This is a genomic window from Pseudomonas sp. FH1, from assembly GCF_000510895.2.
Taxonomy (GTDB): Bacteria; Pseudomonadota; Gammaproteobacteria; order Pseudomonadales; family Pseudomonadaceae; genus Aquipseudomonas; species Aquipseudomonas azotoformans_A.
Window position 1 is genome coordinate 140,541 of sequence record NZ_AOHM01000036.1, and the last position, 15,679, is coordinate 156,219.

Sequence of the window (15,679 nt, forward strand, 5' to 3'; positions counted from 1 at the left end):
CACCACATAAAGCCCCTTCACATCTTGATCTTCAGCTGGCTTAGAGGCCGGTCAGCAGATGCACCACGCCGTCTGACAACACCATCACGCCCCCCACGCCAGCCAGATTTAACGCCGTAGCATCCACCTTAGCCGCATCCTGCAACTGCACCCTCACCCGCGTCAGCGCCACACGCTGCTGCGACTTGAGGTTATCCGCCCCACCCAACGCATTCAGCACCTCGGCCGACAGCAGGTTCTGCGTTGGCGCAACGACCGTCTCGGCAATCAAATCCGGCGTCAGGGCTTTCCAGAACGCCCGCTGTAATTTCTCGAACATACTCAGTGCTCCACGACAGGTGAGGTTTCAACGGTAGCCGCGCGATACTGGCGCAAGGCCTCACGCACCTGGGCGGCTTCTTCCAGGCCCAGGACCTGGCGGGCGATGATCTGGCAGTCGGCCAGGTCCAGCTCGCGCACGGTGGCCTTGATGGTGGGGATCAACGGCACGCTGACCGACAACTCGTCCACGCCCAGCCCGATCAGCACGGGCACGGCCAACGCTTCGGACGCCAACGCGCCGCACACACCCACCCACTTGCCATGGGCGTGGGCGGCCTTGACCGTGGTGGCAATCAGGCGCAGCACCGCCGGGTGGAAACTGTCGGCCTGGCTGGCCAGGCGCGGGTGGTCGCGGTCCATCGCCAGCGTGTACTGGGTCAGGTCGTTGGTGCCAATGGAGAAGAAGTCCACATGGGGCGCGAACACATCCGCCATCAGCGCGGCGGACGGCACTTCAATCATGATGCCCAGCTTTGGCAACTCGGTGAGCCCCAGCGCCAGCGCTTCCTCTTCAAGGATTTTGCGCGCCAGGTGCAGCTCCGAGAGCAGGCTGACCATCGGCAACATGATATGCAGCCGCGCAAAACCAGCGCTGGCGAGGATCGCGCGCAATTGTTCGCGCAACAGTTCCGGACGCTCCAGGCACAAACGAATGCCGCGCAGACCGAGGAAGGGGTTGGTCTCGGCGTCCATCGGCACATAGGCCAAGGGTTTGTCGCCACCGACGTCGAGGGTGCGCACCACCAGGTTGCGTTCGGTGCCCAGGGCACGGGCGATCGCGGTGTAGCTCGCTGCCTGTTCGTCGGGACTTGGGGCACGGTTGCGATCCAGATACAAGAACTCCGATCTCAGCAGGCCGACGCCTTCCCCCCCGAGGATCAGGGACTGCTCGACTTCCTGCAACGAAGCCACGTTGGCAGTGACTTCGACGTGATGACCATCGCGGGTGGTCGCAGGTAAAGACGCCTGCGCCACATCGCGCTGATGGCGCAGCACCTGTTGTTTACGCGCAGCGTCCAGTTGCTCGATTTCGGCCAGGTTCGGCTCCAGGTGCAGCTCGCCTTTATCGGCGTCGAGCAGCACCTGCTTGCCATTGGCCACCGCCAACACCTGGGCCGGAACACCACAAATAGCCGGCAGGCCCAGGGCGCGGGCGAGGATTGCGACGTGGCTGGTCGCGCCGCCCCCGACAGTGACAAACCCCAGCACCTTGCGGGTATCCAGGCTGGCCGTCTGCGAAGGCGTGAGTTGCTCGGCGATGAGGATCGCGCGCTCCGGCAAGTCCCAGGCGCTGTCTTGGATGCCCAGGATCAGTTTCAGCACACGCTGGCCGACGTCGGCCAGGTCTGCCGCACGCTCGGCGATCAACGCATTGCCCAAACCCTCGAAGAGTTTGACGGTCGCAAGCGTTGCACTGTTCCAGGCAAAGGCCGCGCTCTTGCCTTCCGCCAGCAGGCGGTGGGCGTGTTCCAGCAAGGTCGGGTCTTCGAGCAATTCCTGATGGGCGCGGAAAATCTCGGCCTGGGCGCTGCCGGCCGCCTTGTCCTGCAACACCTGCAACGCTTCAGTGGCGGCGAGCAGGCCACGGGTCAATGCAGCACGTTCAGCAGCTTCGCCCGTGCCTTGCTGCGTGATGACCAACTCGGGCTCGGTCACTTGAACGACCTGACCCAACGCCGAACCCGGCGATGCACACACGCCCCGCAGTAAGGTCGCCGGCGACTGCGTTGCGGCTGGCTCGGCAACACTCGCCACTGCCTCGCCACAGCCTTCAGCCAACAAGGCCACCAACGCCTTGATCGCCGCCTCGGCGTCCTCGCCCGCCGCGCTCACTTGCAAGGTATCGCCCTGCACGGTTTGCAACGCCATGATCGCCACCAGCGATTTGGCGTTGGCGCTCTGGGTTTGCTTGTGCAGGTAGATGCTGGCGTTGAAACCTTTCGCCGCCTGGGCGAATACCGCGGCTGGGCGCGCGTGCAGGCCGTTGGCGTTGGGCAAGGTCAGCGGCTTGGAGAACAATGCATCGCCCTCCTCTTCGTCCGCTGCTTGCACGGCCTCAGTTGGGGATAACTGCAACAGCGGCTGGCCCGTTTCCACCAGGCCGTCCGCCAACAGGCTGAAGGGCTCGCCGCTGACCACCAGCATCAAGGTCAGCAAACTGCGTGCGTTGAGCGCCACGTAGTCGGCATCGAATTCGATCAACGGCTGCCCGGCCTCCACCCGCTGGCCTTCCTGCACCAGCCGGGTGAAGCCCTGGCCTGCCAGGTTCACGGTGTCCAGGCCGATATGCATCAGCACCTGAACGCCGTTGTCAGCGGTGACACTGACCGCATGCCCACTGTCCTGGATGTTGCTGATCACCCCCGCCAGCGGCGCGCACAGCGTCTGCGACGTGGGGTCGATGCACAGGCCATCGCCGATCAGGCGGCTGGAGAACACCGGGTCCGGCACCTTGTCCAGCGCCAGCAGCACACCCGATAAGGGCGCCAGCAATTCCAGGGGTTGAGTTGTGGTCATGACTTCACCTGCTGTTTTGTTCTGTAGATATCATTGAGCGGAGGAAGGATTACTTCCACCAGTACTCAACCTGCACACCAACGTTCGACCCATGCCGCGCCGTGCCATAGGAGCCGGTATCGGACAACGCCGACCCTGCCGCCAATTCATTCGCCGCACGCTTGGCCGCTTCGTTCCAGGTTGCATAGGTGTAGTACAAGCGCACTTCCGGCCGCGCCCAAAAATCCGGGCCTTTGGGCGACCATGTGGGAGCGAAGGTAAATTTGCTCAGCTTGCGGGTGCCGCCCGTGGCATCGACCTGGTCATGCCCAAGCTCGGTGACCAGTTTGAATTGCTCGCTGATGGCATACGCCGGGCGCACGCCGATGGACATCCAGGTCTGGTCCTGGCTGCCAGGACGGATGTCCTTCTGGTACACCGCTTCGACCTGACCACCAAAACGCGGGGTCACCTGCCAATCGAAAAACTCCACGGCGCGGTAACTTTTGCTGCTGTTGTCGAGGAAGGTATTGCCGGTGTAGCCCAGGCCCGTGCCGGGGCCTTCGCCGTACTGCAAGGCGAACTTGTTCTTGCCGCCGAGGAAAGGTTTTTGCACGTGCTGCGCGGTGATCGCCCAACCGCTGTTGGTGTCGCGCCCGCCGGCTTTTTCGATATAGCTCAAGCCCAGTTCCAGCTCGCCGCCGGGGTTGGTCTTGAAGCCCGCGACGTTGAAGTCGTGACGGGTGGCGTATTCCTTCTGGTACAGGTTGTCCTTGCGGGAAATCGCGTAGCTGTACTTGAGGTCGCCGATCAGCACGTCCTCGATACCGCCGCCCGTGGCACTCTGGTTCCAGTAGTAGAAGTCGGAGATATGGATGTCGTTTCGTTTGTAGTAACGCCGGCCGGCCCACAGCGAACCGCCATTGAGGCTGGGCAGGTTGGACCACTGCGCATACATCTGCGGCATGCGCGCCGAGCCGTTGTTCTCGCCCTGGAACTTCAGCTCGCGGTCGTACTTGTTGTAGAGCGACGCCATGGCATCGACGCTGAGTACCGAACCGTCATCGAGGGTGAGCAAGTCCTGGCGCAGTTCCAGCTCGGCGTATTGCTCGCATTCGTTACCCAGGCGGTATTTGGATTGCGCCCCCGGCAGTTGGAAACATTGCTGTGGACCGCTGCCCGTCGAGGTGCCCGCGCCGCTGCGCAGGTAACCGGCAAATTCCAGGGCTTGAGCGCCAAACGGCAGGCTCAGACAAGACGCAACGAGGCCCAGCTTTATTGTTGTTTTCATGAAGCACTCCGATATTTTTATTATGGTTTTTGAAGCGCCCCGTGCTCCCACACGGGGTTGCAGCAGGTCTCAGTCCTTGAGGTGCAGCACAAACGATTCGTAGGGGCGCAGCGTTACCGTGGCGGTGCGTTGCGGGCAGTCGGGGTAGTTGCTGATCAGCAGGCGCTGTTCGCTGGCCGGGTTGATCAGGTTGTCCGGCAGCTGGATTTCGCAGGGCGTGCCGTAGAAGTTGTTCAGCACCAGCAGGCGCTCGCCATGGCCCTCGCGCAGGTAGGCCCAGACTTGCAAATGGTCTTGCAGCAGTTGGCGGTACACGCCTTCCTGGATCAGCGGTTCGTGACGACGCAAGGCGATCAGCGCGCGGTAGTGATGCAGCACTGAATCCGGGTCATCCAATTGGCTTTCGACGTTGATCTGCGCCGCGTTGGCCGGAATACCGATCCACGGCTCACCGCTGCTGAAACCGGCGTGTTCCCCGGCACTCCACTGCATCGGCGTACGGCCGTTGTCGCGGGACTTCTGCATGATCGCCGCCATGCTCGACGCCTCGGACTCCCCCGCATCGCGCTTGAGGCGGAAGATGTTCAAGGTCTCCACATCGCGGTACTGCGAGATGCTGTCGAAGCCCGGATTGGTCATGCCCAGCTCTTCGCCCTGGTACACATACGGTGTGCCTTGGAGGAAGTGCAGCGCCGTCGCCAGCATCTTGGCCGAGACCACACGATGCTCGCCGTCATTGCCGAAACGCGAGACCACCCGTGGCTGGTCGTGGTTACACCAGAACAGCGCGTTCCAACCGCCACCGGCCTGCATGCCCAACTGCCAGTCAGAGAAGATCTGCTTGAGTTGCAGGAAGTCGAAGTCGGCTTTCACCCACTTTTGCAGGTTCGGGTAATCGACTTTCAGGTGATGAAAGTTGAACGTCATCGACAGCTCTTTCGACTCTGGCCGCGAGTAGCGGATGCAGTGTTCCAGGCTGGTGGACGACATCTCGCCGACGTTGATCAGGTCATGCCCTTCGAAGACTTCACGGTGCATTTCCTGCAGGTATTGGTGCACGTTCGGGCCGTCGGTGTAGAAACGGCGGCCGTCGGTGTTGTCTTCGGGGAAGTCGGCGGGTTTGGAGATCAGGTTGATCACATCCAGGCGGAAACCGCCCACGCCCTTGTCGCGCCAGAAACGCATCAGTTTGAACACTTCGGCGCGCACCTTGGGGTTGTCCCAATTGAGGTCGGCCTGGGTGTGGTCGAACAGGTGCAGGAAGTACTGACCGGTTTGCGCCTCGTACTCCCAGGCCGAACCGCCGAACTTGGATTCCCAGTTGTTGGGCTGGTCGCGCCAGATGTAGAAGTCGCGGTACGGGTTGTCGAGGCTGCTGCGTGCCTGCTGGAACCATTCGTGCTCGATGGAGGTGTGGTTGACCACGATATCCAGCATCAACTTGATGCCGCGCTTGCCGGCTTCGCTGATCAGCAGGTCGCAATCGGCCATGGTGCCGTAGCTGGGATCGATGGCGTAGTAGTCGCTGATGTCGTAGCCGTTGTCCCGTTGCGGCGAGCGCAGGAACGGGGTGATCCACAGGCAGTCGACGCCCAGCCATTTGAGGTAGTCGAGTTTGTCCACGATGCCCAGCAGGTCACCGGTGGCGTTACCCGCGTGGCTGTGGAAGCTTTTCGGGTAGATCTGGTAAATCACCGAGTGTTGCCAGTCTTGCATGGTGGACTCCTTCATTGTGAAAGCGCTGGTTCAGGCGACGCGATAACCAGGGCGCACGATCTTCATGCTCAACGCACAGGTCAGAACAAACGGCACCACGATTGCGATGACCATCCCGATCACAAAACTCGGGATGTACTGCGGAATGATCGAGATGAAGCCAGGCAAGCCACCGACGCCAATGGCCGAGGCCTGCACCTTGTTCAGCGAGAGGAAAATGCTGCCCAGTGCCGAGCCCAGCAGCGCGGCATAGAACGGGAACTTGAAGCGCAGGTTCACGCCGAACATCGCCGGCTCGGTGATGCCGAAGTACGCAGAAATCGCAGAAGTGGACGCCATGCTTTTGTCCCGCGCATTGCGGGTCATGTAGAACACGCCGAGCGCTGCGCTGCCTTGGGCCAGGTTGGACATAACGATCATCGGCCAGATGAAGGTGCCGCCCTGAGTAGAAATAAGCTGCAGGTCCACGGCGAGGAACATGTGGTGCATGCCGGTGATCACCAACGGCGCATACAGCAGACCGAAAATCGCGCCGCCGACCATCGGTGCCAGGTCGAACAAGGTGACCACGCCTTCGGTGATCAGGATGCCCAGGTGACGGGTCACCGGGCCGATAATGGCCAGGGCGAGCACGCCGGTAACGACGATGGTGGTGATCGGCACGACCAGCAATTGAATCGCGTTGGGCACTCGCGCCCGCAGCCATTTCTCGATCACGCTCATCACATAGGCGGCCATCAGGATCGGCAGGATCTGCCCCTGGTAGCCCACTTTCTCAATCTTGAACCAACCGAAAATATCGAAGTACGGCAGGCTCTGGCCGTCGAGACCGGCGACCGCCTTGCCGTAGTTCCAGGCGTTGAGCAGGTCTGGATGCACCAGCATCAGGCCAAGCACGATGCCGAGGATTTCACTGCCGCCAAAGCGCTTGGCCGCCGACCAGCCCACCAGCGCTGGCAGGAACACGAACGAGGTGTTGGCCATCAGGTTGATCAGGCTCCACAGGCCATCCAGGTTCGGATAGGCCTCGAGCAGCGTCTGGCCCTCGATGAACATGCCCTTGGCGCCCATCAGGTTGTTCACGCCCATCAACAGGCCGGCAATGATCAGCGCGGGCAGGATCGGCATGAACACGTCGGAGAACACCCGCACCAGACGCTGCATGGCGTTGGTCTTGTCGGCGCCCTTCTTCTTCACGTCGGCGATGGTGGCGGCGGCGAGGCCGGTCTGCTCGCGCAGGGCGGCGTAGACCTTCTCCACTTCACCGGGGCCGATTACCACCTGGAACAGCCCGCCGGTGAAGAACGAACCCTTGACCAGATCCACCTGGTTCAGCGCACTGCCGTTGACCAGGCTCGGGTCCTTGAGCGCCAGGCGCAGGCGGGTGACGCAGTGGGCAGCTTGCTCAAGGTTGTCTGGGCCCCCGAGGTTCTCGAGAATCTCGCGGGCGATAGTCGAATAGTCGTGGCTCATGCTTGGTTTCCACTTTGATTTTTTTATTTGGGGGGCAGTCATTGGCAGCACGCCGAGGGCAAAAGTACTCGTCTGTACGAGTTAAAGCAACAACTCGTCTGTACGAGTTGCATATTGTTTATTTTTTGTAGTCCCGCGCATCGCTACAAGCCGCATAAATCCAAGGGTCTAATAGACAAACACCGGCTCTGCCACTAAGGTCTCTGCCTTGACCGCAACCCCGGCAAAGAGCCATCCCCATGAGTAAATACAACCAGATCTACACGGATCTGCTTGCCAGCATCACCACCGAACGCCTGCAGCGCGGCACACGCCTTCCCTCCGAAACCGAACTGATGGACAGCTACCAGGCCAGCCGAGGCACCGTGCGTCGGGCCATCGAGCAGTTGCAGGAGCGTGGGTTTGCGCAAAAGATCCACGGCAAGGGCACCTTCGTGTTGTCGCCCAACCCGATCGAGTTCCAACTGGGCGGCATCGTCAGCTTCCACGAAACCCACGCCGACCTGGGTGATGACGTACGCACCGAAGTGGTCGAATTCACGCAGTTCCCGCTGGAAGGTTCGCTGCTGCAACACATCGAAGCCGAACCCGGCACCCTGATCACCCGCATCAAACGGGTACGGCGCATCGGCGGTAAACGCGTGATCCTCGACATCAACCACTTCGTCGCCGAGGTGATCCCGGGGTTGGACCGCTCGATTGCCGAACAGTCGATCTACGCATTTATCGAACAGACGTTGCAGCTGCAAATCGCCTACGCCCAACGCACCATCGAGGCTCTGCCGCGCGGCAAGGACGACCAGACACACCTCGACCTCGAAGGTCAGAGCCATGTGATCGTGGTGAGTAACCAGACATTCTTGCAGGATGGGCGGCAGTTCGAGTACACCGAGTCGCGGCATACGTTGGATAAGTTTTACTTCTCGGATATTGCGCGACGGTAAGCATCCGTCGGGAAGATCATTGTACTGCGATTCTCTTGGCCTGCCCTGCCGCCAATGCCAACGGCTCCCTCGCCAAGGTGTGTTGTGAAACATGATGAGTAGACACTTTCGCTATCAACGAACATTGGCCGGCTTCTACAAAGCCTGTGTGCTGATGATCAGCGCGATCCTCATCGCCTGCCAGTCGCCGCGCGAGGCACTGCAACAACTGGCGCAAGAGCGCGGCCGGCAAGTAGAGGTCCTGCCGGGGCAGGACTTTCCCCTCCTCATACTTGCGCCGCAAACCGCAGAAAAGACACCTCGCCTGCGGGTCTACCTGGAAGGCGATGGCCATGCCTGGTCGACGGCCACCCAACCCAGCCTGGATCCGAGCCCGCACAATCTGTTGGTACCACGGCTGGCGGTCGATGACCCGACACCGAATGCGTACCTGGCACGTCCCTGCCAGTTCGTCATGGCTGCAGCCTGTCAGTCGGCACTCTGGACCCATCGCCGATTTTCTCAGGACGTGGTCACTCGCCTCAGCCAGGCGCTGGACCAATTAAAACAACGGTACGGGAATAGCGAGTTCGAACTCGTGGGGTATTCAGGTGGCGCCGCTCTCGCCTTATTGTTAGCGGCGCAACGCAATGATGTGACCCAGGTGCAAACCTTGGCTGGCAATCTCAGTCCACGTCTGTGGGCGACGATGAAAGGGCTGTCGCCACTCGACGGTTCACTGGATCCGCTGGACTACCGTGAGCGGCTCGCCTTGTTACCCCAGCGTCACCTCATCGGCGAAGCAGACCCGATTATTCCAAGTGGGCTGGCGGATAGATACCAACAGGCGCTTGATTCGCCCTTCTCCGAATACGTGCATATACGGGGAGCAAGCCATGATAAAGGGTGGGAAGCGGTGTGGAGCCGATGGGTTGAAACGCCATTGATCCATGAAAATACTGAGATTGAGGACAAGCAGGGCCGCTTGAAAACATCCGAATACCTTTCCCACTAGCGCCCAAACCTTACGCGACCACAACGACGAGCTAAAAGTTCCATTTATTGCTGATCAGCCACGTATAACCGCAAAAAATAACGGCAACGTCGCATTTCTTAGCTTTTTTCTCTTCAGCGATCCTTTTTATGATGAATTGTCCTACAAGCATCGTGTAGATTCGCACGCGCTTGAATCAGCCATTCACTGACAAGCTGGCAGGGATGCCTAAAACAGACGCTGACGCGTGGGTTGTTCCCTGCCAGTTTCTGCCCTGTAAGGATACTGCCTTGAACACTTCCCACCTGCGCCGCTCGTTGTTGGCGCTGTCCGTCGCGGCGACCACAGCCACGGCCCATGCCGCACCCGCACCCGACTTCAACTACGACCTGAGCACAGGGGCCTACAGCAGCTTCGGTGATGTGTTCAATAACGCCACCTTCACCGGAACGTCGCAAAACGCAGGTGTGGAGCTAACCAACGTGACCTTGGCGGGCAACCTGGTCAACCAGGGCCAAATCAACCGAACGGCTGCGACCCCCACCGAGTTCCCCTCCGGTATCGCCATGACCCTCAACTCAAACGTCGGTGGCGACCTGATCAATAACGGCGACATTACGGTGAGCGGCAACGCCGTCGTCGGGCTGGACCTGTACCAGGCGAAGATCGCGGGTGAAGTGAACAACAACGGCAACATCACTGTGACGGGCGCAAATGCCGAAGGCATGCTGATCACTTCGACCCAGGCGCGCATCAATAACTCGGGCACTATCACCGCGCGGGGTATCGACTCTGAGGGGATCGACATCGAGAAGGCACTCTTTACGGGGCAGATGACAGGCGCACCCTTCCTGAGTGATATCAACACCAGCGGGACTATCTCCGCCGACGGGATCGGTATCCGCTTTCGCAGTCTCGACACCTCCGACGACTTCAGGATCTTCTCTATCAGGCAGACAGGTGGCCTGATCGAAGGCGGCACCGCAGCCATTCTGGCGGACGACAATAGCTCCCCGTCGTATTTCTACTGGCAGGGTGGTCAGGTCAAGGGCGACCTGCTGGGCCTGAGCGGTGTGCTGGTGCAAGGGGACGCGATGTTCGATGGCTCGACCATCCGCGCCGGCTTCGTCGACATCGACGGCGGCCGCCTGACGCTGCTTCGCCCGCAGACCACGATAGTGGGCAACCTCGACATGGACAGCAACACTGCGCGCCTGCGCCTGCTACTGGATAACAACACACTGCCCAATGCGCCGATCCTGAAAGTCACCGGTAATACCTTCTTCTCTCCTGGCAGCCAGATCGAACTGCAGGCGCGCTCCGACGACTTCCGCACCTCGGCCGGGGGCACCCGCTACACCCTCATCAACTCCGGTACCTGGGAAGCCCCGCAGAACCTGTCTGTGGTGTCCTCATCGGCACTGCTCGAGGTGAAGAACTTCGGCATTGAAGGCCAGGACGTGAAAGCCCTGGTGGCCACCCGCAGTGATGAGGTCATCACGCAAGACCTGCTGGGTGCCCGTGGTTCGCACAACGCGGTGGACTCCATCAAGCCGTTCAAGAACACGGTCATGGGCCTGATGGACGAAAGCGACCCGGTATTCCAGCAATTCGCCAACGCCGCCACCAGCCAAGAGCTGGCCAAACTGGCCGAAACCCTGAGCCCGGACGTCAGCCGTGGGGCGGTCAACGCCGCCACCAACAGCCAGAACCTGGTCGCAGGTGCCATCAACCGCCGCGCCAGCAAAGCGCGTAGCGGTCTGTCCTCCGGTGACGTCCTGGCAGAACAAGGCGTATGGCTGCAAGCGCTGTCCAGCGATGCCAACCAAGACAGCCGCCACGGTGTCGACGGCTACGACGCCAACACCCACGGCATTGCCGTGGGTGCCGACGGCAAGCTCAATGCCCAGACAACCGTGGGCCTGGCTTACAGCTACATGACCAGCGACGTCAAATCCGACCTGGGTAGCAAGACCGACGTCAGCGGCCATGCACTGACCTTGTACGGCAACTGGGCCCGCGACAACTTCTTTGTCGACACCTCGCTGATGTACGGCTGGAACGACAACGAGTCCAAACGCTACATCGCCGGTACCCGCGCCAAGGCCGACTACGACAGTGAGATCTTCGGCGTCAACGCGCTGGCAGGCTATACGTTCCAGCTCGACAAGCAGTGGCTGCTGGAACCACAGGTCGGTGCGCGCTATGCCAACATCTCGATTGATTCGTACCGTGAAAAAGGCAGCTCAGCGGCCCTCAAGGTCGGCAGCCAGCGCTATGAAATCGGCGAAATGGGCCTGGGCGCCCGTCTGGCGGCCGCGTTTGACCTGGGTGTGGGCAGCTTCGAACCGGAAGCCAAGCTGATGGCCTGGCACGACTTCATCGGCGACAAGGCCAACACCACCTCCACCTTTGTACTCGGCGGCACCCCCTTCACCACCACCGGCGCAACGCCGGCGCGCGACAGCTACGAGCTGGGACTGGGCGCTAACTACCGCGTCGGCGCGTGGAGCGTGGGCGGGACGTACAACTACCTGACCAGCAGTGGTTTCGACGCTGACACCTTCACGGCGAACGTGCGTTACGATTTCTGATCAACGTGTTTGCCTGAAATGAAAAAACCGGCCTAGGCCGGTTTTTTCATACAGCGCTGCGGGATCACTCCCACTCAATCGTCGCCGGCGGCTTGCTCGACACGTCATACGTCACGCGCGAAATACCTTCGATCTCATTGATGATACGACCGCTGACAGTTTCCAGCAGTTCGTACGGCAGGTGTGCCCAACGCGCAGTCATGAAGTCGATGGTTTCTACCGCACGCAGGGCAACGACCCAGGCGTAACGGCGGCCATCGCCAACCACGCCAACCGATTTCACCGGCTGGAACACCACGAATGCCTGGCTGACTTTGTGGTACCAGTCGGCTTTGCGCAGTTCTTCGATGAAGATGTGGTCGGCGCGACGCAGCAGGTCGGCGTATTCCTTTTTCACTTCGCCGAGGATGCGCACACCCAGGCCCGGGCCTGGGAATGGGTGGCGGTAGACCATGTCGTACGGCAGGCCGAGTTCCAGGCCCAGACGGCGGACTTCGTCCTTGAACAGTTCGCGCAGCGGTTCTACCAGCTTGAGGTTCATTTCCTCAGGCAGGCCACCCACGTTGTGGTGTGACTTGATCACGTGGGCCTTGCCGCTCTTGGCGCCAGCCGACTCGATCACGTCAGGGTAGATGGTGCCCTGGGCGAGGTACTTGATGTTGTCCAGTTTGTTGGACTGGGCATCGAACACGTCGATGAAGGTGCGGCCGATGATCTTGCGCTTCTTCTCTGGGTCGGACTCGCCGGCCAGGTTGTTCAAGAACTGATCTTCAGCGTTGGCGCGGATCACCTTGACGCCCATGTTCTCGGCGAACATGGCCATCACTTGCTCGCCTTCGTGCAGGCGCAGCAGGCCGTTGTCGACGAAGACGCAGGTCAGTTGGTCGCCGATGGCTTTGTGCAGCAGGGCAGCAACTACCGAAGAGTCAACGCCGCCGGACAAGCCGAGCAGTACGTTGTCGGTGCCGACCTGGGCGCGAACCTGGGCGATGGCGTCTTCAGCGATTTTCGACGGGGTCCACAGGGCTTCACACTCGCAGATGTCGAGGATGAAGCGCGACAGGATGCGGCCGCCTTGCTTGGTGTGGGTCACTTCCGGGTGGAACTGCACGCCGTAGTAACGACGCTCGTCGCTGAACATGCCGGCGATCGGGCAGCTCGGGGTGCTGGCCAGGATATGGAAGTCTTCCGGCATCTTGGTGACCTTGTCACCGTGGCTCATCCACACGTCGAGGCCGAACAGGCCGTCGGCGTCGACGTGGTCTTCGATGCCGTCCAGCAGGCGGCTCTTGCCAACCACGTCGACACGGGCATAACCGAATTCACGCAGCTCGGAACCTTCAACCTTGCCGCCCAGTTGCTCGGCCATGGTCTGCATGCCGTAGCAGATGCCGAAGACCGGGACGCCCAGGTCGAATACGGCTTGCGGGCAGCGCGGGCTGTTGGCTTCGTGCACGGACTCTGGGCCACCGGCGAGGATGACGCCTTTCGGTGCGAATTCGCGGATCGCTTCGTCGTCCATGTCGAACGGATGCAGTTCGCAGTACACGCCGATTTCACGCACGCGACGGGCGATCAGCTGGGTGTACTGGGAACCGAAATCGAGGATCAGGATACGGTGGGCGTGAATGTCGAGGGCCATGAAGTCAGTCTCGTCTAATGAATCAGAAACAACTCGGGGCTGAAGAACAGCCCCGGTTACTTAACATTTTGCTGGAAGCATCAACCTACGCGGTAGTTTGGCGCTTCCTTGGTGATCTGCACGTCGTGGACATGGGATTCAGCCATGCCGGCGCCGGTAATCCGTACGAACTCTGGCTTGGTGCGCATTTCTTCGATGTCGGCGCTGCCGGTGTAGCCCATCGAGGAACGCAGGCCGCCCATCAGTTGATGGATGATCGCGCTCAGGGTGCCTTTGTACGGCACACGGCCTTCGATGCCTTCCGGAACGAGCTTCTCGGCGCCTGCCGAGGAGTCCTGGAAGTAACGGTCGGAAGAACCTTGCGCCTGGGACATGGCGCCCAGCGAACCCATGCCGCGGTAAGCCTTGTAGGAACGGCCCTGGAACAGTTCGATCTCGCCTGGCGCTTCTTCAGTACCGGCGAACATCGAGCCCATCATCACGCAGGAAGCACCGGCTACGATGGCCTTGGACAGGTCACCGGAGAAACGGATGCCACCGTCGGCGATCAACGGAACGCCCGTGCCTTCAAGGGCAGCGGCGACGTTGGCGATGGCGCTGATTTGCGGCACGCCCACACCGGCAACGATACGGGTGGTGCAGATCGAGCCCGGGCCGATACCGACCTTGACCGCATCCGCGCCCGCTTCGGCCAGGGCCTTGGCGGCAGCGCCGGTGGCGATGTTGCCGCCGATCACTTGCACGTCAGGGAAATTCTGTTTGACCCAACGCACGCGGTCGATCACGCCTTTGGAGTGACCGTGGGCGGTGTCGACCACCACCACGTCAACGCCGGCAGCGACCAGGGCCGAAACGCGGTCACCGGTGTCTTTACCGGTGCCGACCGCCGCGCCAACGCGCAGACGACCCTGGTCATCCTTGCTGGCCAGCGGGTAAGCCTTGGCTTTTTCGATGTCGTTGACGGTCATCATGCCTTTGAGGGCGAATTTGTCGTCGACGATCAGCACGCGCTCGATGCGGTGCTTGTGCAGCAGTTCGCGCACATCGTTCTTGTCGGCGCCTTCCTTGACAGTGACCAGACGCTCTTTGGGCGTCATCACTTCACGGACGGTAACTTCAAGACGGTTCTCGAAACGCACGTCACGGGAAGTGACGATGCCGACCAGGTCGCCATCGTGTAGCACCGGAACGCCGGAGATGTTGTGCAGGCGGGTCAGGTCGAACAGGTCACGCACGGTGGCGTCGGCTTCGATGGTGATCGGATCTTTCACCACACCGGCTTCGTAACGCTTGACCTTGCGCACTTCGGCAGCTTGCTGCTCGATGGTCATGTTCTTGTGGATGATGCCGATGCCGCCTTCCTGAGCCATGGCGATGGCCAGACGGGCTTCAGTGACGGTGTCCATGGCAGCGGAAACAAGGGGAATATTCAGCTCGATGCCACGGGTTAGGCGGGTCTTGAGACTGACTTCGTTAGGAAGCACCTCGGAATAACCGGGCACTAGGAGAATGTCGTCGAATGTCAGAGCTTCTTGGCTGATACGCAGCATCGCGGGGGCTCCCGAGCGGGAAAATGGAAGCGCGCCATTATATACATGCACCCTGCCGGGCTCAATGTAAAACTCTGACAAACTTGGGAATACTGATAGATGGGTTACAACTCGACTTTGACCCAACTCATCTTCTGGTCCAGCCAATCGGCGAATTCGTCGATAAAACTCTGCTTGAACCCGGCCTCAGCCCAGTTATTGAAGATGAATCCCAGGTTGGAAAACCCACATTCCTGTAGGAACAGGAACCCGTTGATGTCGTCTTCATGCCCACACAGCGGGCAGGTGAAGTTGTCGGTGTGGCCGGGCATCCAGTCTTCGAGGCTTTCGAACAGGGCTTCGCCGACTTCCTTGCGGCATTCCGGGCAACCGGCTTCTTCGAGAAAGCCCTTGGCGGGTGTGTAGATGCAGCGCTTGTAGATGATCTCCAGGCCGTTGATCGGCTCGTTGAACGGCAGCGCCTCGGGGTACAACACCACGGCGCGGGCGCCGTCGGCCAGGGCATAGCCCATGCGGTTGCCGGTGCGGCCGCAAGTGGTCAGCTCTTCCTTGATGATGTTCTTGCGCACCAGCCAACGCACGATTGCCCGGGCGCGGGGTTCGTGGACGGGCAAAGTGGAGATTTTCGGGACAAGGATGCTTTGGGAGTTCATGGTTCAAAGTGCCAAATAGATTTCTG

At 60.7% G+C, this 15,679-nt stretch carries 11 protein-coding genes; 3 read left to right on the plus strand and 8 right to left on the minus strand.

The window, feature by feature from the left end; translation table 11 throughout:
- Window positions 1–40: 40 nt before the first annotated feature.
- The 5 genes from H096_RS12970 to treP all read right to left on the minus strand — a co-directional run bounded on the left by H096_RS12970 (window position 41) and on the right by treP (window position 7,297).
- Complete coding sequence (locus tag H096_RS12970; protein ID WP_033898603.1) at window positions 41–319, minus strand: PTS transporter subunit EIIB; 279 nt, start codon at window positions 317–319, stop codon at window positions 41–43.
- A 2-nt stretch (window positions 320–321) separates the two neighbouring features.
- Window positions 322–2,838 (minus strand): phosphoenolpyruvate--protein phosphotransferase, encoded by a 2,517-nt coding sequence (gene ptsP, locus H096_RS12975; RefSeq protein WP_033898605.1) that lies wholly within the window; start codon window positions 2,836–2,838, stop codon window positions 322–324.
- A gap of 49 nt (window positions 2,839–2,887) precedes the next feature.
- On the minus strand, window positions 2,888–4,108 hold the full coding sequence (locus H096_RS12980) for a carbohydrate porin (protein WP_033898606.1): 1,221 nt from the start codon (window positions 4,106–4,108) through the stop codon (window positions 2,888–2,890).
- A 69-nt stretch (window positions 4,109–4,177) separates the two neighbouring features.
- The gene (gene treC / locus H096_RS12985) at window positions 4,178–5,824 is read right to left on the minus strand and encodes an alpha,alpha-phosphotrehalase (RefSeq protein WP_033898607.1); all 1,647 of its coding nucleotides are present in this window, start codon (window positions 5,822–5,824) and stop codon (window positions 4,178–4,180) included.
- A gap of 30 nt (window positions 5,825–5,854) precedes the next feature.
- Window positions 5,855–7,297 carry a PTS system trehalose-specific EIIBC component gene (gene treP / locus H096_RS12990; RefSeq protein WP_033898609.1) on the minus strand — a complete coding sequence of 481 codons (1,443 nt, stop codon included), beginning with the start codon at window positions 7,295–7,297 and terminating at the stop codon, window positions 5,855–5,857.
- Window positions 7,298–7,536: 239 nt separating this feature from the next.
- On the opposite strand from treP, the gene treR reads away from it, so the two are divergent.
- The 3 genes from treR (at window position 7,537) to H096_RS13005 (ending at window position 11,808) form a co-directional block, all read left to right on the plus strand.
- Entirely contained in the window at window positions 7,537–8,241 is a 705-nt protein-coding gene (treR, locus tag H096_RS12995) for a trehalose operon repressor (protein ID WP_033898611.1), read from the plus strand.
- A 94-nt stretch (window positions 8,242–8,335) separates the two neighbouring features.
- The gene (locus tag H096_RS13000; RefSeq protein ID WP_082461545.1) at window positions 8,336–9,235 is read left to right on the plus strand and encodes an alpha/beta hydrolase; all 900 of its coding nucleotides are present in this window, start codon (window positions 8,336–8,338) and stop codon (window positions 9,233–9,235) included.
- A gap of 269 nt (window positions 9,236–9,504) precedes the next feature.
- Window positions 9,505–11,808, plus strand: a complete 2,304-nt coding sequence (locus H096_RS13005) for an autotransporter outer membrane beta-barrel domain-containing protein (RefSeq protein WP_033898612.1) — start codon at window positions 9,505–9,507, stop codon at window positions 11,806–11,808.
- 64 nt (window positions 11,809–11,872) lie between these two features.
- On the opposite strand, the gene guaA is transcribed toward H096_RS13005, so the two are convergent.
- From guaA to H096_RS13020, 3 genes are all read right to left on the minus strand, one after another.
- The gene (gene guaA / locus H096_RS13010) at window positions 11,873–13,450 is read right to left on the minus strand and encodes a glutamine-hydrolyzing GMP synthase (protein WP_016977685.1); all 1,578 of its coding nucleotides are present in this window, start codon (window positions 13,448–13,450) and stop codon (window positions 11,873–11,875) included.
- 80 nt (window positions 13,451–13,530) lie between these two features.
- On the minus strand, window positions 13,531–15,000 hold the full coding sequence (guaB, locus tag H096_RS13015) for an IMP dehydrogenase (RefSeq protein ID WP_016977684.1): 1,470 nt from the start codon (window positions 14,998–15,000) through the stop codon (window positions 13,531–13,533).
- A gap of 104 nt (window positions 15,001–15,104) precedes the next feature.
- Window positions 15,105–15,653 carry a hypothetical protein gene (locus H096_RS13020; protein ID WP_021492272.1) on the minus strand — a complete coding sequence of 183 codons (549 nt, stop codon included), beginning with the start codon at window positions 15,651–15,653 and terminating at the stop codon, window positions 15,105–15,107.
- Window positions 15,654–15,679: the final 26 nt, after the last annotated feature.

Bases quoted from the DNA above. Each gene is read 5' to 3' on its own strand.
- guaA (WP_016977685.1), bottom strand. From the start codon at position 13,450: ATGGCCCTCGACATTCACGCCCACCGTATCCTGATCCTCGATTTCGGT.
- ptsP (WP_033898605.1), bottom strand. From the start codon at position 2,838: ATGACCACAACTCAACCCCTGGAATTGCTGGCGCCCTTATCGGGTGTG.
- treP (WP_033898609.1), bottom strand. From the start codon at position 7,297: ATGAGCCACGACTATTCGACTATCGCCCGCGAGATTCTCGAGAACCTC.
- H096_RS12980 (WP_033898606.1), bottom strand. From the start codon at position 4,108: ATGAAAACAACAATAAAGCTGGGCCTCGTTGCGTCTTGTCTGAGCCTG.
- treC (WP_033898607.1), bottom strand. From the start codon at position 5,824: ATGCAAGACTGGCAACACTCGGTGATTTACCAGATCTACCCGAAAAGC.
- H096_RS13000 (WP_082461545.1), top strand. From the start codon at position 8,336: ATGAGTAGACACTTTCGCTATCAACGAACATTGGCCGGCTTCTACAAA.
- H096_RS12970 (WP_033898603.1), bottom strand. From the start codon at position 319: ATGTTCGAGAAATTACAGCGGGCGTTCTGGAAAGCCCTGACGCCGGAT.
- H096_RS13020 (WP_021492272.1), bottom strand. From the start codon at position 15,653: ATGAACTCCCAAAGCATCCTTGTCCCGAAAATCTCCACTTTGCCCGTC.
- treR (WP_033898611.1), top strand. From the start codon at position 7,537: ATGAGTAAATACAACCAGATCTACACGGATCTGCTTGCCAGCATCACC.
- guaB (WP_016977684.1), bottom strand. From the start codon at position 15,000: ATGCTGCGTATCAGCCAAGAAGCTCTGACATTCGACGACATTCTCCTA.